A 19,370-nucleotide genomic window follows, 5' to 3' on the forward strand; every position below is an offset into this window, starting at 1 on the left:
TCACCCCGCAACGTCTTGATTCGTAACCGCCGGGCGCGAAAAGCGGCACGGCGCTGCGCACGGAAATCGGAACCTACGCCCCTTTTTACGTGCCCTTTACAACTGCGCCAGACCGCCTGCCTATGCTCGGGGCACGTCGTGCGTTGCATCCTGCAGCCAGCGGCGTTTTTCCCAACTGCGAGGTAGCCGTATGAAGACCTGGAAGAAGCCTGTCGTTCGTGAAGTCAATTGTGGCGCCGAAATCAACTGCTACGTCTCCGGCGAGTTTTGATCCTGCACGTTTCACGCTTACCTTGCCGCCTTTCCTCTTGATGCATGACCGGCAGTTGCCGGCAGATTAGGTCCAGTTCTCCATGCGTATCATCGTCTTGGGATCGGCGGCCGGCGGTGGGCACCCGCAGTGGAATTGCCACACCCCCGCGAGCCTGCGGGCGTGGCAGCAAACAGACGGTGCCCAGCGTCGTACCCAGGCCAGCATCGCAGTCAGTGCCGATGGCGAGCGCTGGGTGCTGATCAATGCCTCACCAGATTTCCGCCAACAAATTCTTGCGACACCGGCCTTGTGGCCGCAGCACGGGCTGCGACATTCGCCGATCGAGGCGGTGCTGCTGACCAGCGGCGAGATCGACCACATCGCCGGGCTGCTCTCGATGCGCGAAAGCCAGCGGTTCTCGTTGCATGCCAGCAACCGCGTGTTGGGCCTGCTCGCGCAGAACCCCATTTTCGACGCCGTCAATCCGCAGTACGTGAGCCGGCAGCCGTTCGCGCTGGACACTCCGCTGGTGCTGTGCGGATTACAGCTCACGCCCTTCTCGGTGCCCGGCAAGGTGCCCTTGTTCATGGAATCGCGCAGCGGCGGCGACCTGGCGGGGTCCGATGAAGAAACCCTCGGGCTCACCATCGACGATGGCCGCCACCGCATGCATTACATTCCCGGCTGCGCTGCGATGACCGACGCCTTGCGTGCGCGCCTGCAAAGCGCCGAATTGGTGTTCTTCGACGGCACGATGTGGCGCGATGACGAGTTGGTGCAGCTGGGCGTCAGCCAGAAGACCGGCCAACGCATGGGCCACATGAGCATCGATGGCCCAGATGGCACCATCGCCGCGTTCGCGACGTTGAACGTGGCGCGCAAGATCTTCATCCATCTCAACACCACCAATCCCGTGCTCAACACCCTCTCGCCCGAGTTCGCCAGCGCGCGCGCCAGCGGTTGGGAAGTTGCCCATGACGGCCTGGAGATCGCCCTGTGACTGCGCTGCTCAGCCCCGACCAACTGGAAGCAGACCTGCGTGCCATCGGCGCGCGCCTGTATCACGACCAGCATCCGTTTCATGCGCTGTTGCACCACGGCAAGCTCGACCGAGGCCAGGTACAGGCCTGGGCGTTGAATCGCTTCGAGTACCAGCGCTGCATTCCGCTGAAGGACGCGGCGATTCTGGCGCGCATGGAAGACCCCGCGCTGCGGCGGATCTGGAGGCAACGCATCCTCGACCACGACGGCAATAGCGCCAGCGACGGCGGCATCGCACGCTGGCTGCATCTCACCGACGCGCTGGGCCTGGACCGCACGCTGGTGGAGTCCGGGCGCGCGCTGCTGCCCGGCACGCGCTTTGCGGTGCAGGCGTACCTGCACTTCGTGCGCGAAAAAAGCCTGCTCGAAGCGATCGCCTCGTCGCTGACCGAATTGTTCGCGCCCAACATCATCGGCCAGCGCGTGGCCGGCATGCTCAAGCATTACGACTTCGTGTCGTCCGAAGCGTTGGCCTATTTCGAGCATCGCCTGACCGAGGCGCCACGCGATTCGGATTTCGCGCTGGATTACGTCAAGCAGCATGCCGATACGGTCGAAAAACAGGCGCTGGTCAAGGCCGCATTGCATTTCAAGTGCTCGGTGCTGTGGGCGCAGCTGGATGCATTGCATGTGGCCTACGTGACGCCAGGCATCGTCTGGCCGGATGCCTTCGTGCCGGACCGCGACGCCGGCCGGGTCGCGGCATGAGCGGCATTACCCGCCATAGCCAGCCGGCCCTGCGTGCAGGCGTGCGCCTGCAACATGACCGTGCGCGCGACCAGTGGGTATTGCTGGCGCCCGAACGCGTGGTCGAGCTGGACGACATCGCCTTGGTGGTCGCGCAGCGCTACGACGGCACGCGCTCGCTGGCGCAGATCGCGCAGGAGCTGGCTGCAGAATTCGATGCGGACGCAGCCCAAATCGAAGCGGACGTGATCGAACTCACCGATACCCTGCATCAGAAGCGTTTGCTGCGGCTATGAGCATCGCGCCGCCACCGCTGTCGGTGTTGTTGGAATTGACCCACCGCTGCCCGTTGGCGTGCCCGTATTGCTCCAACCCGATCGCGCTGGCAGCGCTGCGCGAGGAAATGGACACCGCAGGCTGGCGCTCGCTGCTGCAGCAGGCCGCCGACATGGGCGTGCTGCAGGCGCATTTTTCCGGGGGCGAACCCATGTTGCGCAAAGACCTGCCCGAACTGGTCGCACATGCGCGCGCACTCGGGCTGTACAGCAACCTGATCACCTCCGGCGTCGCCGGCGGCGAGCCGATGCTGGACCAACTGCAGGCGGCCGGGCTGGAACATGTGCAGTTGAGCGTGCAGGACGTGGATGCGGCCGGCGCCGACCGCATCGCCGGCTACCGCAACAGCTTGTCCAAAAAGCGCGAATTCGCCGCCGCGGTCCGCGCCCGGGGCCTGCCGCTGACGATCAACGCGGTACTGCACCGCCATAACGCCGAACGCGTGCCCGGGATGATCGCGCTGGCGCTGGAATGGCAGGCCGAGCGCATCGAGGTGGCGCACACCCAGTACTACGGCTGGGGCCTGCGCAACCGCGCTGCGCTGATGCCCAGCCGCGAGCAACTGCTGGCCACCATCGACGCGGTGGAAACCGCGCGACGCCAGCTCGGCGACCGCCTGGCGATCGATTTCGTCACGCCCGATTACTACGCGCGCCAGCCCAAACCCTGCATGGGCGGCTGGGGCCAACGCTTCGTCAATATCTCCCCGCGCGGCGACGTGCTGCCCTGCCACGCGGCCGAAACCATCGACGGCCTGCGCTTTGACAATCTGCGCGAGCGTTCGCTGGCCGATATCTGGAACAACGGCGAGTCATTCGTGCGCTTTCGCGGCACCGCATGGATGCCGGAGGTGTGCCAGGGCTGCCCCAAGCGCGAGATCGATTGGGGTGGCTGCCGCTGCCAGGCGCTGGCGCTCAGCGGCGATGCCGCCACGCTGGACCCGGTCTGCGAACGTTCGCCCATCCATGCGCAGGTGCGCGCAACCGCCGAGCAGGAGTCGGCATCGCCGGCACCGGCCTTCATCTATCGCCGCCCAGAACGCCCCGCAGCAGCCACCGCAGACCCGCTGGAATAGGCAGCGCCGGCATGCGCCAACAGCGTCTACACTAGCCTCTCCTCTTCTTCGGATGGCTTCCATGTCGCTCGCGCGCCGCATTCCCTTGCTGGTTTGCCTGACCTTGGCGCTGCATGCCGCCCCTGCCCTGGCGCAACGCGCGGTGCAAGGCGACCTGCAGTCGCAGATGAGTGCCGAACAGTTCAAGGCCGCCGGCCTGGACAAACTCAATGCGAGCGAACTGGCTGCGCTCAACGATTGGCTGCAGGGCAAGGTCGCCAAGGAGGCCGCAGTGGTGGTCGAACAGGCCAAGGAAGCCGGCCGCCAGGAAGTGATCGTCAAGAACCGCGGCTTCTTCGACTTCGGCAGCAAGGAGCCGATCGAGAGCACGATGGTTGGCGAATTCAAGGGCTTCGCCAAGGGCCGCGTTTACACGCTGGCCAACGGTCAGGAGTGGGAACAGACCGATGCCGCCAGCCTGTCTGGCGTGCGCAAGGACGCACCCAAGGTCAAGATCAAGCCGGGTCTGGTCGGCGTGTGGTATCTGCAGATCGAGGGTTACAACACCCCGGCCAAGGTGCGGCGGATCAAGTAAGCGCCTCCGCCGAGCTTGCGCGGCTGCCGAAAGCGGTTGCCACCCACGGCATCGGCATGCGCCGCGCGTATCCCGCCGCTGCGCGTTGCGCATGCGACATTGCAACCAGCCGCTGCAATGCGCTCGCCGTAGAGCAGCGCATGCGCAAGGCGGCGCCGGTGCGGCAGACAGAGCGCAAGCGTCAGTGCGCACCCGCCATGCCCAGGCGCAGCCAACGTGGCGCGCCGAATCATCGTGCTCAGCATCGCGCACACGCAGCCATTGGCGGTAGCGATAGGTGCCGTCCTACTGACCGATTCCGACTACGCGTACACTCCTGCACACACCGCGCCACCCACCCGTCGCTGACGCCACTGCTAACCGCGTTTTTCCCACGCAATTGGTCGCAGCAATCGCTGGCCACACGCACGGCCTCTAGAGAACCTGCATGCGCTCGAAGACCTATTGCAGCCTTGCACTGCTAACGTCCCTGACACTCTTTGCAGGCGTCGCGCCCGCTGATCCCATCGCGTCCGCTGCGTCGCCGGCGGAGCGCTGCGCCAATGCACCGGACGTTGGCTTCGGGCAAGCCCTGGTGTGTTACCACGATGCCATCGAACAACAACCGCTGACCTATACGCGCGTTGGCACCAGCAGCGTGGCCGGTGTCGAGCGGCGCGATTACCTGCTGACCTCGCAGGACTGGTCGCCCGAGGGACTGGTCACGCCGGCGCGCTGGCAGCATGACGTGGCGATCTACGTGCCGACAGAGGCCTTGCCCACGCGCGCGGTGTTGATCTCAACCAATGGCACGCGTCACCCGGCGGATGGCAGTGCGGCGCAGCCGGCCAGCGAGTTGGCGCCCGAAGCGCTGGCCGCCTTGGCGCAACGCACCCGCACGGTGGTGATCGCGCTCAGCGACATCCCCAACCAGGCGCTGATCTACCAGGGCGATGCCACCCCGCGCCGCGAAGACGACAGCGTGGCCTATAGCTGGTCGCTGTTTCTCAAGGCGCCGCAGCAGCGCAAGACACTGCCGCTGCATGTGCCGATGGCGGCCGCGATTGCGCGCACCATGAGCCTGGCCGAGCGCGAACTGGCCCCACTGCGAATCCATCGCTTCGTCCTTGCCGGCGCCTCCAAACGCGGATGGGCCAGCTGGCACGCCACCATCGCAGACCGGCGCGTGGAGGCGGTGGCGCCATTGGTGATCGACATCCTCAACATGCCGGCCGTGCTGGAGCATATGTCCCGCACCTATGGCGGCAACTGGCCGATCGCCTTCAATGCCTATGCAAAGCAGGGCATCACCTCACAACTGCAGACCCCCGCCTTCGCGCAGTTGGTGCAGCTGCAAGATCCGCTAAGCTATTTGCACACGCCGTACCGCACGCGGCTGGCGGTGCCCAAGTACATCGTCAACGCCAGCGGCGACGACTTCTTTTTGCCGGACAACACCCAGTTCTTCTATGACGCACTACCCGGCAGCAAGGCGCTGCGCGTCCTGCCCAACAGTGCGCACAATATCCGCGCATCCGTCGTCGATACCCTGGCGCCGTTTATCACGCGCCTGCAGCAGCAGCGCCCGTTACCGCAGGTAAGCGATGTGTTGCGTATGGGCCAAGCGCCGCAGATCCGCTTCCGCTCCTCCGAGCGGCCAACGCAGGTGCAGCTATGGAGTGCACATAATCCGCACGCGCGCGATTTCCGCTACGCCTGCGGCATACGCTACAGCGCCACACCCATTGCGCTTGCCGGCGGCGGCCCGGTCCCGGTACCGGTGCAGATTCCGGAGAACGGCTGGAGCGCGTATTTCGTCGAAGCCACTTACGCGGACGGATTCGTTGCCACCAGCCAGACCTATGTACTCGGCAAGCAGCGTTACCCCACCCAGGCACCGCCCACCGATAACGCGGCCTGCAGCACATTGCCCGGCGTGCCCACCGCTGCCGCCGTGCGCTGACGCAGTTCTTGAACGATGGCGATCGCCGGCTGAAGCACCTCGCGGGCAATTGAGCGCCATGCGCCAGTTGCCGGGTCGGCTTTTCGGCAACCACCGCGCCACGTTGGACGCATTTGTCCACGTTGCGCAATGAAGTCCGCACAGACAATGCCAAATGGCACGGTTTTGCACTTGAGCACGCCACCAAGATCGATCCAACCCGACTGATCCATTGACATCGTTGTCACTAACTCCTACACAGGCCCCTACTCGCTGACGGCATCGGCCGGTCAGACGGACCAAAGGACTGAATGTGGCTGCGATTTCGCGTTCCGCTTACGCCTCTGCCTCGCCCGATGTCCCCGTTGCCACCAGCTTCGTCGCTGCCGATGTCGGTGGCACGCATGTGCGTGTCGGGCACATGCTGCAGACGCGCGATGCAGCCATCGAGCTTTCGCATTACCGCACCTATCGCTGCGCCGAACACGCCAGTCTCCAGGCCATCCTCGAGGACTTCCTGCAACAGCGGCGCCGCGTCGATGCGGTGGTCATCGCCAGTGCCGGCGTAGCGCTGGACGATGGCAGCTTCATCAGCAACAACCTGCCCTGGACGATTTCGCCCAGCCGCATCGGTACCGCACTGGCGGTGCGCAACGTGCACCTGGTCAACGATTTCGAGGCGGTGGCCTACGCAGCGCCGCAGATGGAACAACGCGCCGTGCTGCAGCTGAGCGGACCCACGCCGCGCCATGCGCGCGCCAACGGGCCGATTTTGGTGGTCGGCCCCGGCACCGGTCTGGGTGCAGCACTGTGGATCGATGCCAAGCCACGCGCAATCGTGCTGGCTACCGAAGCCGGCCAGGTCGCGCTGGCCAGCACCCACCCGCACGAATACGCCTTGCTGCAACGCCTGTTGCGTGGCCGGCACTATCTGCCGCTCGAGCACGTGCTTTCCGGCCCGGGCTTACTGCATCTCTACCACGCGGTGTGCGAGCTGCATGACGCAACGCCGCTCCATCGCCTGCCCGCCGCCGTGACGCACGCAGCGCTGCACGAAAACGATGCGCTTGCGCGCGAGTGCCTGCAAATTTTTTGCGGCCTGCTGGGGAGCGCGGTCGGCGACATGGCACTGGCCTACGGCGCTGCCGGTGGCATCTATCTGGCCGGGGGCTTCCTGCCGACGATCGGCCAGTTCCTGGCTGGCAGCACATTCGCCGAGCGCTTCCTGGACAAGGGAAACATGCGCGCGGTGCTCGAACGCATCCCGGTCAAATTGGTCGAGCACGGGCAACTGGGCGTGCTCGGCGCGGCCAACTGGTATCTGCAACACCACACCGAGCTGTCGTAAGCGATCTACCACGCGTTCCACCCCGAGCGCGCGTCTGCAAGACCCCGCATCCGGCGAGCGGCAGCCCGCCGTCCATCCCTGTGCGTGATGAGGAGAGACATCATGAAATACAGCACCACCCTGCTGTCCAGCGCCATTGCACTATCGCTGGCATTCGCTGCGCAAGCCCAGGACGGCGCTGGCACGCAAGCCACCGACCTGGATGCCGTCCAGGTGGTCGGCATCCGCGCCAGCCTGGAAAAATCGCTCGATACCAAACGCAACAACACCGGCATCTCCGAGGCGATCACCGCCGAAGACATCGGTAAATTCCCAAGCACCAACGTGGCCGAAGCGCTCTCGCAGATTCCCGGCGTCACCCTGGACCGGCGCTTCGGACAAGGCGAGCGCGTGAGTATCGACGGCACCGACCCCAGCCTCAATCTGTCGTTCCTGGACGGGCATCCGGTTGCGCAGGCGATCTGGCTTTATGGCGAACAGCCCAGCCGCGGGTTCGATTACACCCTGCTGGCCCCGCAGATCCTGGGCCGTGCGGAAATCCTCAAATCCTCCGAAGCGCGCCTGACCGAAGGCAGCCTGGGCGGCACGGTGCTAATGCACACGCGGCAGCCGCTGGATCTGAAGGCCAACGAAGTGGCTGCGTCCATCGGCTATAGCTACAGCGACCAGGCCAGCCAGGGCAAACCCAACGCGGCACTGCTCTACAGCTGGAAGAACGCGGCGCAGACCTTCGGCATTGCGGTGTCGGCGCAGCACTACGAAGAACGCGTCGACCGCCGCGGCATGGAAGTGTTCGGCTACGCACCGGCCAGCACTTTCGCCAATGCCGCAGGCGGCGTGCCTGCCGATGCGGATGTACCCAACTCGATCAACGCGGCCTGGTTCCAGCAGGATCGCGAGCGCGACAGCGCCGTGGTCAACCTGCAACTCAAGCCCAGCGAGGCGCTGGAGTTCAATCTGAGCGGCCTGTACATCAATGAGAACTTCGACAACTACAACCAGTCGATGTACAGCTTTTTGACCTGGAATGCCGGCACCGTGGCGGCGGTGGACCAACTTGGCGGCGTCCGTAACGGCGTGGTCACCAGTGGCCACTCCAGCGCCAATGCGATCCCGCTCGGCGGCACGGTGATCTACGACAACAACGTGCGCGAATCGGAGGTGACCACCAAAGGACTGGACCTGCGCGGCGCCTTCCGCGGCGAGGGTTGGGGCTTGAACGGACAGGTGGGCCAGAGCAAGTCCGAGAACAACGATCTCTCGCAATACTTCATCGAGCCGTTCTACAACGGCGGCTTCAGCTGGGACACCCGCCGCGGCATCCGCTTCGACGATTCCGCAGCGGCACGTAATCCCGCCAACTGGGGTTCGGCCGGCGGCTGGTTCGGCAACAACGGCATCTTCTCTACCGAAAGCAAGGACACCTACGGCCAGCTGGATTTCAATCTGCAGTTCGATGGCGTGTTCAATCAACTGCTGTTGGGCGTGCGCCACGGCAAGCATGACGAGCGCTTCGAGCTCAATGTCTATGGTGGTGTCACCCCCGGCACCCTGGCCGACGTGGGCACGATCGGGCTCACCGATCTGCAGGGGTTCTATCCCGATCACGGCCGACATATACAGGCAGGTCGCAACAACGTGCTGAACTGGATCCGCAACAGCCCGGTCGATTACAGCGCGCCGGATCCGGCCAGCTACCTCAACAACAGCTGGGCGCTGGAGCAGACCAACAATGCGGCCTACGCGCAGCTGAATTTTTCCGGCGGCGGTCTGCGCGGCAATCTCGGCGTGCGCTACGTGGATTCCAAGACCGAAGGCAGTGGCTTCGTCTACAGCGGCACGCCCTCCCTCGCCGACGCCGGCAGCCTGTGGCAGACCCGCACCCGCAAGGAAGACTTTCTGCTGCCTTCGCTGACGCTGTCGTACGACACCAGCGACGACTGGGTATTCCGCTTCGCTGCGGCCAAGGTCATCGCCTGGGCACCGTACAACCAGATGGTCAACAACACCTTCCTCAACGACACCACCTTGACCGGCAGCGGCGGCAATGCAGACCTGTCGCCGTATGAATCCTGGAACTTCAATCTCTCTGCCGAATATTATTTCGCGCAGCAAGCGGTGGTGGCGTGGTCGGTGTTCTACAAGAAGATCGACAACTACATCGACACCAGCGCCAGCGTGGAGCGCCAGTACAACGCACTGCGCGACACTGCGCCGCAGAGCTGGGCGCAATTGCTCGGCAGCAACGGCTGTACCGCCGATGGCTATTGCGACTACAGCATCCAGCGGCCGCGCAACGCCGGCGACGGCAAGGTCAAGGGCTTCAACATCTCCTTCCAGCAACCGTTCGGCGACAGCGGCTTCGGTCTGACCGCCAACTACACCTATGCCGCCGGCGAAAACAACACCGGCGATGCCCTGCCCTACCAATCGCGCAACAGCCTCGCCTTCAGCCCTTACTACGAAAAAGGCCCACTCAATGCCCGGCTGACCTACAACTGGCGCGACAGCTATCTGGCCGGCGGTTATGTGGCCGGTGCGGCACCGGCAAGCGTGGACGATTACGCCGAACTCGGCGCCAGTATCGGCTATGCCTTCAGCCCGAACTGGTCGCTGCAGGTCGATGCGCAGAACCTGCTGGACGAGCAATACCTGCAGTATCTGGGCGACAAGGACCACCTGGCTGGACGCTACAAGAGCGGACGCCGCTACATGGCCAGCCTGCACCTGAAGTTCTAGCGCAGCTAGCAACGACTGCGCTCACCGCCAGGCGGGCGCGGTCGGTGCTCGTAGCCGGGCGTACCACTTGTACGCCCCGGCTTCGAGCGCACCGTCTGCGCTGATCTGCCGACTGCTCGCGACGATATACGGGCCGTTCTCAGCATCGGAGGCGCACGCCGCGTGCCTTATAAAGACGCACGCGGCTTTGTTCGGATACATGCCCGACCGAGGGCTCAACCGCGCAGTGCAGCGACCCGTTGCGACAGTTTCTTCGCAGAAACGCCGGATTTGGCACCTAGCTCCTGCGCAAAGACCGACACGCGCAGTTCTTCCAGATCCCAACGCAGCGCCTGCCACTCTTGGCGGTCTTGCAAACCGTGCGCAGCGGCGGCTTCCACTGCATCCACGAACGGTTTGAGCTCGAGCATGCGCGCCTGGTCGCGCGCAGGATCGCGCTTTGCACGCTCGGTACGCAGGATCATCGCCCTGAGGTAGCGCGGATAATTGGCCAATGCATCGGCCGGCGTGTCGCGCAGGAAGCCTGCATGCACCAGCGCGCGCAGTTGCTGCTCCATGTCGTCCAGATTGCCGCGTGCCCAGCCCATCAACGGTGCTTCCAGCAGTGGCTTGAGTTCGGCCACGGCGCCCAGGATGCTTTCGGCCAACTTCAAACGCTCCATCGCTTCGCCGAACAGCCGCTTGCCCGCATCGTCGCGGCGCTGCGCAAACGCGCCGGGGTCGCGAATGGCGCCCAGGCCATCGGCCAGCACGGCATTGAGCGCCGCATCGACCAGATCGCCACGCAGGCGTTCCTGCGATTCGATCGCCGCATACAGCAGACCGGTCTTGGGCGACACCGGCAGTTGCTTGCGCGCCTGCTTGATCTTGTCGGCCAATGCGATTTCCAGCAAGCGCCGCACGCCGCGCGGATGCGCCCGCGCAGCTTCGTTGCGGTCTGCAAAGATATGCAGCGCCGCATTGTCGCCTTGATCCACCAGCGCCGGGTATGCCGGCACGCCGGCCTCGCCGGCCACCTGTTCGGGAATCGGCGCACTCGGAAAGTCGCGCAGGCCTTCGGCGGCCAGCGCGCGCCCGGCCCGTGCGGCGAATGCCTGCCCCGCGCGCTCGCCGAAGCGCACACGCAGCCCGTCCAGATCGCGCGACTCGGCCAGCACCTTGCCGTCGTCATCGCGCAGGCGCAGGTTCATCAGCAAATGCGTGTCCAGCGCCTGCTCATCGAAATCCAGTGCCGTCACCTGCGTCCCGGTGGCCTTGGTCAGAAAGCGCGCCAGTTCGCCGCGGATATCGTCGGCCGAGGCAATGCTAAATGCCTCGTAAAACGCACGTCCGAAATCCGGTGCCGGCACATAGTTGCGGCGTTGCGCCTTGGGCAGGCTACGAATCAACGCAGACGCCTTGTCGGCGACGAAGCCCGGCGCCAGCCACGACAGGCGCGCCGGATCCAGCGCATTGAGCAGGTGCAACGGCACCTCCAGCGTCACGCCGTCGTCGATGGCCCCCGGCTCGAAGCGGTAGTGCAACGGCAGGCGCGCATCGCCGAGTGGGAAATATTTCGGAAAGCGATCGGCTTCGCTGCCTTCGCCCGGCAGCAGATCGTTCAACGACCAATGCAGGCTGCGGCGCTTGTCCGGCGGCAAGCTCTTCCACCACGCATCCAGACCGCTGGCCGAATGCAGCTCGGCCGGAATGCGATCCAGATACCAGCGCGCCTGCCAGCCTTCGTCGGCAACGATACCGGCACGACGCAGCTTGGCCTCTTCTTCGCGCGCCTGCTCGAGCACCTTGAGATTGTCGGCCACGAATGCGGCCCGCGTATTGATTTCGCCCGTCACCAGGCCTTGGCGCACGAACAGGTCATGCGCTGCGGCCGGATCGATCTTGCCGAAATGCACGGGCTTTTTCGGCGCCAGCACCAGCCCGAACAGGCTGATCTGTTCCGAAGCGACCACCTGCCCCTGCGCACGCGACCAGTGCGCATCGAAATGCTTGCGCGCCAGCAGATGCGGCAGCTCGGCAATCGCCCAATCCGGCTCGATCGCGGCATTGGTCATGCCCCACACTTTCTGCGTGTCCAGCAGCGTGGCCGCCAGAATCCACGGCGGCGGTTTGCGCGCCAATGCGGAACCCGGAAACGGCACGAAGCGGCGTTGCCGCGCAGCCAGATAGTCGCCTTTTTCGGTGCGATGACCGATCTGCGTCGGCAGGCCCGCCAGCAGGGCGCGATGCAGCGCCTGATACGCCGCCGCACGCTCGCGTTCGGTGGTCCGCGCCGAGGCTTCGGCAGCCTCGGCCTGCTTGGTCGTCGCAGCAGGCGCAGGTTGCACAGGCGCCGCGTTCGGATCCGGCTTGCCTTCGCGTGCCAGCCGCGCAGCACGGTGCAGTTGGCCACGCGTGGGCCGGTTGACGTTGTGGCCGTCCTCGCGGGCGGGCGCGCTGGCACCGGCCAGCAACGGCGCCAGCATCACATTGGCCGGCTCTTCGCTCCAACCCAGTTCTTCGCACAGCAACCGCAGCTGCCGGTGCAGCTCGCGCCACTCGCGCATGCGCAGGAAACCGAGGAAATGCCGGTTGCACCAGTCGCGCAGCTTGGATTGGGTGAGATCTTCATGCACCTGCCGGTACGCATCCCACAAGCGCAGGATGCCGACGAATTCAGAGCGCGCGTCGGCAAACAGCGCATGCGCGTTATCGGCGGCCTCGCGCGCTTCCGGCGGGCGCTCGCGCGGATCCTGGATGCCCAGGAATGCGGCGATGATGATCATCTCGCGCAGGCACCCATGTTGCTGCGCGGCCACCAGCATGCGCGCCAGCTTGACGTCCACTGGCAGGCGCGCCATCTGGCGCCCGGTGGCGGTCAGACGCCGCTGCGCATCGATGGCGCCCAGCTCCAGCAGCTGTTGCCAGCCATCAGCCAACGCACGTTCGTCGGGTGCCTCCAGGAACGGGAAGTCTTCGATCCTGCCCAGCCCCAACTGCAGCATGCGCAAGATCACCCCGGACAACGAGGAACGTCGGATTTCCGGATCGGTGAACGCCGGCCGCGCGGCAAAATCCGCTTCGGCATACAGCCGGTAGCAGATACCCTCTGCAATGCGCCCGCAACGGCCCATGCGCTGGTTGGCGCTGGCCTGCGAGATCGGCTCGATATGCAGCCGGTCCAGCTTCTGGCGCGGGCTGTAGCGCTTGACGCGGGCAAGCCCCGGATCCACCACATAGCGGATGCGCGGCACCGTCAGCGAGGTCTCGGCCACGTTGGTGGCCAGTACCAGGCGCCGGCGCGGGCCCGGGTTGAACACGCGGTCCTGATCAGCCGCCGACAGCCGCGCGTACAGCGGCACCACTTCGGTTTCGCGGTATTTGCGCCGTTCCAGCGACTGGTGCGCATCGCGAATCTCGCGTTCGCCCGGCAGGAACATCAGCACATCGCCGCGCGGGTCGATGCGGGTAATTTCGTCGATGGCCGCCACGATCGCATCGTTGACACTGCGCTCGCCGTCGCGGCCGCTGCCGTGTTCGCCATCGTCGCTGTCGCCCGTATCGCCTTCCAGCGGGCGATAACGCACCTCGACCGGAAAGGTGCGGCCTTCCACGCTGATCACCGGCGCATCGTCGAAGTGCCGTGCAAAGCGCTCGGTATCGATGGTGGCCGAGGTGACGATCAACTTGAGGTCGGAGCGCTTGCGCAGCAACTGCTTGAGATAGCCGAGCAGGAAATCGATGTTGAGGCTGCGCTCGTGCGCCTCGTCCACGATGATGGTGTCGTAGGACGACAGCCAACGGTCGCTGGCGATTTCCGCCAGCAGGATGCCGTCGGTCATGAACTTGATGCGCGACTGATCGCTGACGCGATCGGTGAAGCGCACCTGGAAGCCCACCGTCGTGCCCAATGGCGTCTTCAGCTCGTCGGCCACGCGCGCGGCCACTGCACGCGCGGCGATCCGGCGTGGTTGGGTGCAGCCGATCATCCCGGCGGCTCCGCGTCCGGCCGCCAGGCAAAGCTTGGGCAGCTGGGTGGTCTTGCCCGAGCCTGTTTCGCCGGCGATGACCACCACCTGATGGTTCCGGATCAGCGCGATGATGCGCTCGGCCTCGCGCGCGATCGGCAACTGGTCGTCCAGCGTGATGGCCGGCTGCTGCTCGGCCCGCGCCTGGCGTTGCGCCTGCGATGCCGCCAGCGCCTGCTCGAACGCATCGCGCACCTGCGGGTTGCCCGGCTTGCCCTGCCAGCGCGACCATAGGCCCAGCAAGCGGCCACGGTCGCGGCTCATCGCACCATCCACGGCATGGCGGCGCTCACGCAAGGTGTCGGCAAGGGTGGAGTCGATAGCGCTCATTGATGGAAAAATGTGAAAAATTGAATGACGTTTGATCCTTTAGCCTGTCTATTGTGACGCCATATCAGTTCCCCAAGACATCCACCCTGCAAGGACCATCCCATGTCCAAGAAAAAAAACGCCAATAAGCCCGTCGTCGTCAGTGATGCCCTGCCGGGCGCTGCTGCGTCGGCACCGCATATCGATATCGGGATCAAAGACAGCGATCGCAAGCAGATCTCCGACGGTCTGGCCCGCTACATGGCTGACGCCTTCACCTTGTATCTGAAGACCCACAACTTCCACTGGAACGTCACCGGATCGATGTTCAACTCGCTGCACACCATGTTCGAAACCCAGTACACCGAGCAGTGGGCGGCGCTGGACGAGGTGGCCGAGCGCATCCGCGCCCTGGGCTACAACGCGCCGGGCTCGTACCGCGAATTCGTCGCGTTGACCTCGATCCCGGAAGAGCCGGGCCTGAGCGACAGCGCCGACTGGCGTGAAATGGTGCGTCAGCTGGTCAGCGGCAACGAAGCCGTCTGCCGCACCGCACGCAAGGTGCTGGGCACCGCCGACGACGCCGGCGACGACCCGACCGTGGACCTGCTGACCCAGCGTCTGCAAACCCACGAAAAGTACGCCTGGATGCTGCGCTCGCTGCTGCAGTAAACCCTCTGGGCTTCGCCCCTTCGGGTTTGAGCCCCTCTCCCGCCGGGAGAGGGGTTGGGGTGAGGGTACGGTGCGAAGCCCACGTCATCCCAACCGCATAAGGCTTCAGTGCGTCCCCTGCGCGCCGACATACAGCACATCGCGGCAATCTCCGATCTGCCATTGCGCGCAGCTGCTCCCATGCCATCCGGCCAGGGCTTGACCCGCACGGTATCCTAGGCGGATGTCTTCCCCCGCTCACGAACTGCTCAGCCGCGTCTTCGGCTACGACGACTTCCGCGGCCCGCAGCAGGCCATTGTCGAACACGTCGCTGCCGGCAACGATGCCCTGGTCCTGATGCCCACCGGTGGCGGCAAGTCGCTGTGCTACCAGGTGCCGGCGCTGCTACGCGACGGCATCGGCATCGTGGTCTCGCCGCTGATCGCGCTGATGCAGGATCAGGTCGAGGCCCTGCGCCAGCTCGGCGTACGCGCCGAGTTCCTCAATTCCACCCTGGATGCAGAAAACGCCCAGCGCGTGGAACGCGCCCTGTTGTCCGGCGACCTGGATCTGCTCTACGTTGCGCCCGAGCGCTTGCTGACCCAGCGCTTCCTCTCGTTGCTGGAACGTAGCCGCATTGCGCTGTTCGCCATCGACGAAGCCCATTGCGTCTCGCAATGGGGCCACGATTTCCGCCCGGAATACCGCCAGCTCACCGTGCTGCACGAGCGCTGGCCGCATATTCCGCGCATGGCGCTGACGGCCACCGCCGACCCGCCGACCCAGCGCGAAATCGCAGAGCGCCTGGATCTGGTGGACGCGCGCCACTTCGTCAGTTCCTTCGACCGCCCCAACATCCGCTACACGGTGGTGCAGAAGGACAACGCGCGCAAACAGCTGCAGGAATTCCTGGGCCGTCATCGTGGCTCGGCCGGCATCGTGTATGCGATGTCGCGGCGCAAGGTGGAAGAAACCGCGCAGCAACTGTGCGCGCAAGGCTTCAATGCACTGCCCTATCACGCTGGCCTGCCGGCAGAGGTGCGTGCAGAAAACCAGCGCCGCTTCCTGCGCGAGGACGGCATCATCATGGCCGCCACGATCGCTTTCGGCATGGGCATCGACAAGCCGGACGTGCGCTTTGTGGCGCACGTGGATCTGCCCAAATCGCTGGAGGGCTATTACCAGGAAACCGGACGCGCCGGCCGCGACGGCGACCCCGCCGAAGCCTGGCTGTGTTACGGCCTGGGCGATGTGGTGCTGCTCAAGCAGATGATCGAGCAAGGCGAAGCCGCCGAAGAGCGCAAGCGTCTGGAGCGCGCCAAGCTCGACCACCTGCTGGGCTATTGCGAATCCATGCAATGCCGCCGCCAGGTGCTGCTGGCCGGCTTCGGCGAGACCTATCCCAAACCCTGCGGCAACTGCGACAACTGCCTTACCCCGGCCGCCGCCTGGGACGCCACGGTGGCCTCGCAGAAGGCGCTCAGTTGCGTGTATCGCAGCGGGCAGCGCTTTGGCGTGGGCCATCTGATCGACATCCTGCGCGGTAGCGAAAACGAACGTATCAAACAGCTGGGCCACGACCAGCTGAGCACCTACGGCATCGGCCGCGACCTGGACGAACGCACCTGGCGCGGCGTATTTCGCCAGCTGGTGGCCGCCAGCCTGCTGGAGGTGGATAGCGAAGGTCATGGCGGCCTGCGCCTCACCGATGCCAGCCGCCAGGTGCTCAAGGGCGAGCGCCAGGTCATGATGCGCCGCGAAAACCCGGCTGCCGGGCGCGAGCGCAGCGCGCAGCGCACCGGCCTGCCGGTGCAGCCGCAGGATCTGGCGCTGTTCAACGCCTTGCGTGGCCTGCGCGCGGATCTGGCCAAGGAACAGAACGTGCCGGCTTTCGTGATCTTCCACGACAGCACATTGCGCAACATCGCCGAACAACGGCCAACCAGCATCGATGCGCTGTCGCGGGTGGGCGGCATCGGCGGCGGCAAGCTGGCGCGTTATGGCGCGCAATTGATCGAGATCGTGCGCGAACAGGGCTGATGCAGCAGCATGTGTCAACACAACACCGCAGACGGCACAAAAATCCGCAGGATCGACAGCGCGCATTCAATCAGCCGTTGCTAGTTTCACAAAGCGAGCCGGCACGCGCTGCCAGCCCCTCTTCGTAGAGTCCAACCGATGAAACGCAGCCTGCTTGTCCTGGTCACTCTGTTTGCCACCGGCAGCGTCGCCGCTGGAAGTGCGTTGGCCCAAGCCAGCGACGGCAATCCCGAAACGGCGAGCGCACGTTCGCTGGACCTGAGCATTCCGCAAGCCCCGGTGCAGCTCCGCTCCGACCCGGAATACAGCAACGACCCGCCGGGCACCTTCTACGGCGACAAGAGCGGCCCCAAGCCGGCGCTGGCCCGGCCAAGTGCCGCTTCCATCGCTGCCGAGCGCGCCGAGCAATGCCAGGGCAAGCTGCATGGTGCTGTCGAGACCGGTCTGGGCTACTCCAGCCGCGGCGGCAACAGCAACTGGCAGGCGGTGAATTTGAATTCCTGCAAGACCTATTACGACGACGACGGGAAGGCGCACCAGATTGGCGTCAGCATCAGCGTCGGACGTGGTGAGGGCTCCATTTTTGGCCCGCGTTATGCACCCGGTGGTCATGGTCCGGGCCCGTTCGGCTGGTAACCATACGGCGAGGTGTGCGTTGACAGAGGGTTCACTGCCGCATCGCTGAGAATGTGGCCTGCCTTACGAGACCAGCTCATGCCACAGAACAAGGAACGGCCGGTTGTCTTCGTTGTCGAAGACGGCGACGGAACCCGACAGCTCAGCTGCCTTGTGCTGGAGAGCTATGGGTTCACCTGCCGTAGCGCCGGCTCGGTCGAAGAAGCTTTGGCCTTGATCGAAAGCGACCCGCGGGTGGACGTGCTGTTTTCTGATATCCATTTCCCCGGCGGCCTGACCGGTGTGGATCTGGCGCTCAAGACTGCACATGCGCCGTACAACCTGCCGGTGCTGCTGACTTCGGGCCTGGCGGTCGAATACGTGGAAGAGATCCTGCCCGACGGCGTGGCCTTTCTGGAAAAGCCGTATACCCCTGAGCAACTGCTCAGTGCGATCCGCAGCGTGATGGCCAAGCACCGCGTGCTGGCCACCCCGGTCGCGTAAACACGAGCGGCCGCGACTGGACGGCCGCCCACAATCCCGGTATTAAATGCCAGCCCTCGCGCGATGCGGCGGCAACGGGGATCGACCACACCACGGTAGTACCACAGACGCGGCGTAACTCCCGGCTGGCCGTACCGTGTCTTACGCCAGGGGAAAACATGAGACATCTAGTGACCGCAGCCATTGCCATGGTTGCGCTAAGCGGTTGCGCCACGGTCATGAACGACGCGACCCAGCCAATTCGCATCGACACCAAGACGGCCGATGGGCAACTGGTTTCCGGCGCCGACTGCGCCATCAGCAACGACAAGGGCCGCGTCACGGTGAAGTCCGGCCAGACCGCACAAGTGCATCGTTCCGCGCGCGATCTGGAGGTGACCTGTGTGCTGCCCGGCCAACGCGATGCCGCAGGCCGTTCCATCTCGCGCGCCAACATGGGCATTTGGGGCAACATTTTGATCGGCGGGGCGATTGGCGCCATCGTCGATCACAGCAAGGGCACCGGCTATACCTACCCGAGCTGGATCCAGTTGGTGTTCGGGCAGACGCTGAGCTTCGACCGCCATCGTGAAGACCGGGGCCAACCGTTGCAGGGCGAGAACGTGCACGGTGTGGTGGTTGCAGGCAATCCCAGTTCAGGCAACTCCGCGCACGGGTCGGCGGTCACCCTGCCATTGGCGAGCGAACCGGCAGCCGCCGAGCAGGCAGGCGTTGCGGCAGCGCCTGCCGGTGTCGGGGGCAACGCTGGGCCTGCAAGCCCGGCCATGTCGACCGCGTCGGCGGCAAGTCGCGCCCAGGGCATCAGCAATGGCCTGCAATGCGGCACCGTGCAAGCCACCAGCGCCACGCGCTTCAGCGCGGTCTGCAGCAGCGGCAATACGGTGCAGATCGATTGCTCCGGCTTCCGCTGCACCTCTACGTTTCAGTGATGCAGTGAGTTGGGCTGTGGGCACAAGCCCACGGTCATGCGCAGATCGTCGCGTCGGCTGTCGGGTACGCCCCGACAGCGTGTCGGCTCGCTCCCGATTTACGTGATAGATGTCGCATTTAAACTGCAGCTACCGGACGCGAGGCCTGTTGGGCCGCTCAACTCGCGGGGCGCAGAGCACGCCCCTGCCGGGACACGGATGAAAAGGCGCGACAGAATGGCCGCGCCTTCCCTGTGATCTGCGCGTGCGTTCGTCCGTGCAGTCGCTTAGCACCAAAGAATTGTCGCCAGGTTTGATGCCTGGAAGACCTGCCCCGTCCTGCAATTGACCGCAGCTCTAC

The 19,370-nt window shown here is 65.0% G+C and carries 15 protein-coding genes; 14 read left to right on the forward strand and 1 reads right to left on the reverse strand.

The genetic code is table 11. The features are described from left to right. Window positions 1-190 precede the first annotated feature (190 nt). The 9 genes from pqqA to ACCQ16_RS15165 all read left to right on the forward strand — a co-directional run bounded on the left by pqqA (window position 191) and on the right by ACCQ16_RS15165 (window position 9,974). Window positions 191-271 (forward strand): pyrroloquinoline quinone precursor peptide PqqA, encoded by an 81-nt coding sequence (pqqA, locus tag ACCQ16_RS15125; protein ID WP_002812057.1) that lies wholly within the window; start codon window positions 191-193, stop codon window positions 269-271. 82 nt (window positions 272-353) lie between these two features. Continuing rightward, window positions 354-1,253 carry a pyrroloquinoline quinone biosynthesis protein PqqB gene (gene pqqB, locus ACCQ16_RS15130; protein ID WP_277572572.1) on the forward strand — a complete coding sequence of 300 codons (900 nt, stop codon included), beginning with the start codon at window positions 354-356 and terminating at the stop codon, window positions 1,251-1,253. Beyond that, the gene (gene pqqC / locus ACCQ16_RS15135; protein ID WP_008575222.1) at window positions 1,250-2,002 is read left to right on the forward strand and encodes a pyrroloquinoline-quinone synthase PqqC; all 753 of its coding nucleotides are present in this window, start codon (window positions 1,250-1,252) and stop codon (window positions 2,000-2,002) included. The genes pqqB and pqqC overlap by 4 nt, the downstream gene beginning before the upstream one ends. Then, on the forward strand, window positions 1,999-2,277 hold the full coding sequence (gene pqqD / locus ACCQ16_RS15140; RefSeq protein ID WP_008575224.1) for a pyrroloquinoline quinone biosynthesis peptide chaperone PqqD: 279 nt from the start codon (window positions 1,999-2,001) through the stop codon (window positions 2,275-2,277). Before pqqC ends, pqqD begins: the two co-directional genes overlap by 4 nt. Further along, window positions 2,274-3,392 (forward strand): pyrroloquinoline quinone biosynthesis protein PqqE, encoded by a 1,119-nt coding sequence (gene pqqE / locus ACCQ16_RS15145; RefSeq protein WP_372380001.1) that lies wholly within the window; start codon window positions 2,274-2,276, stop codon window positions 3,390-3,392. Before pqqD ends, pqqE begins: the two co-directional genes overlap by 4 nt. Window positions 3,393-3,453: 61 nt before the next feature. After that, window positions 3,454-3,966: a hypothetical protein gene (locus ACCQ16_RS15150; RefSeq protein ID WP_014090790.1), complete on the forward strand. Its 513-nt coding sequence runs from the start codon at window positions 3,454-3,456 to the stop codon at window positions 3,964-3,966. A 427-nt stretch (window positions 3,967-4,393) separates the two neighbouring features. Beyond that, entirely contained in the window at window positions 4,394-5,908 is a 1,515-nt protein-coding gene (locus tag ACCQ16_RS15155; RefSeq protein WP_277572571.1) for a PhoPQ-activated pathogenicity-related family protein, read from the forward strand. A 292-nt stretch (window positions 5,909-6,200) separates the two neighbouring features. After that, on the forward strand, window positions 6,201-7,235 hold the full coding sequence (locus ACCQ16_RS15160; protein ID WP_277572570.1) for a glucokinase family protein: 1,035 nt from the start codon (window positions 6,201-6,203) through the stop codon (window positions 7,233-7,235). 102 nt (window positions 7,236-7,337) lie between these two features. Beyond that, a complete protein-coding gene (locus ACCQ16_RS15165) occupies window positions 7,338-9,974 on the forward strand; it encodes a TonB-dependent receptor (RefSeq protein ID WP_277572569.1) in 2,637 nt (878 codons plus the stop codon). Between the two features lie 215 nt (window positions 9,975-10,189). On the opposite strand, the gene hrpA is transcribed toward ACCQ16_RS15165, so the two are convergent. Continuing rightward, complete coding sequence (gene hrpA / locus ACCQ16_RS15170; protein WP_277572568.1) at window positions 10,190-14,311, reverse strand: ATP-dependent RNA helicase HrpA; 4,122 nt, start codon at window positions 14,309-14,311, stop codon at window positions 10,190-10,192. Window positions 14,312-14,413: 102 nt separating this feature from the next. On the opposite strand from hrpA, the gene ACCQ16_RS15175 reads away from it, so the two are divergent. The 5 genes from ACCQ16_RS15175 to ACCQ16_RS15195 all read left to right on the forward strand — a co-directional run bounded on the left by ACCQ16_RS15175 (window position 14,414) and on the right by ACCQ16_RS15195 (window position 19,030). Beyond that, on the forward strand, window positions 14,414-14,962 hold the full coding sequence (locus ACCQ16_RS15175; RefSeq protein ID WP_277572567.1) for a Dps family protein: 549 nt from the start codon (window positions 14,414-14,416) through the stop codon (window positions 14,960-14,962). A 223-nt stretch (window positions 14,963-15,185) separates the two neighbouring features. Then, window positions 15,186-16,982 carry a DNA helicase RecQ gene (gene recQ, locus ACCQ16_RS15180; RefSeq protein WP_029820001.1) on the forward strand — a complete coding sequence of 599 codons (1,797 nt, stop codon included), beginning with the start codon at window positions 15,186-15,188 and terminating at the stop codon, window positions 16,980-16,982. 138 nt (window positions 16,983-17,120) lie between these two features. Continuing rightward, window positions 17,121-17,618 (forward strand): hypothetical protein, encoded by a 498-nt coding sequence (locus tag ACCQ16_RS15185; protein ID WP_127167299.1) that lies wholly within the window; start codon window positions 17,121-17,123, stop codon window positions 17,616-17,618. Between the two features lie 78 nt (window positions 17,619-17,696). After that, window positions 17,697-18,101 carry a response regulator gene (locus ACCQ16_RS15190; RefSeq protein WP_008578047.1) on the forward strand — a complete coding sequence of 135 codons (405 nt, stop codon included), beginning with the start codon at window positions 17,697-17,699 and terminating at the stop codon, window positions 18,099-18,101. Window positions 18,102-18,319: 218 nt separating this feature from the next. Beyond that, complete coding sequence (locus ACCQ16_RS15195; protein WP_277572566.1) at window positions 18,320-19,030, forward strand: hypothetical protein; 711 nt, start codon at window positions 18,320-18,322, stop codon at window positions 19,028-19,030. The last annotated feature ends 340 nt before the right edge of the window (window positions 19,031-19,370 follow it).

The sequence above is a fragment of the Xanthomonas sp. NCPPB 1062 genome (assembly GCF_041481705.2).
In the GTDB taxonomy this organism is placed as follows: Bacteria; Pseudomonadota; Gammaproteobacteria; order Xanthomonadales; family Xanthomonadaceae; genus Xanthomonas; species Xanthomonas euvesicatoria.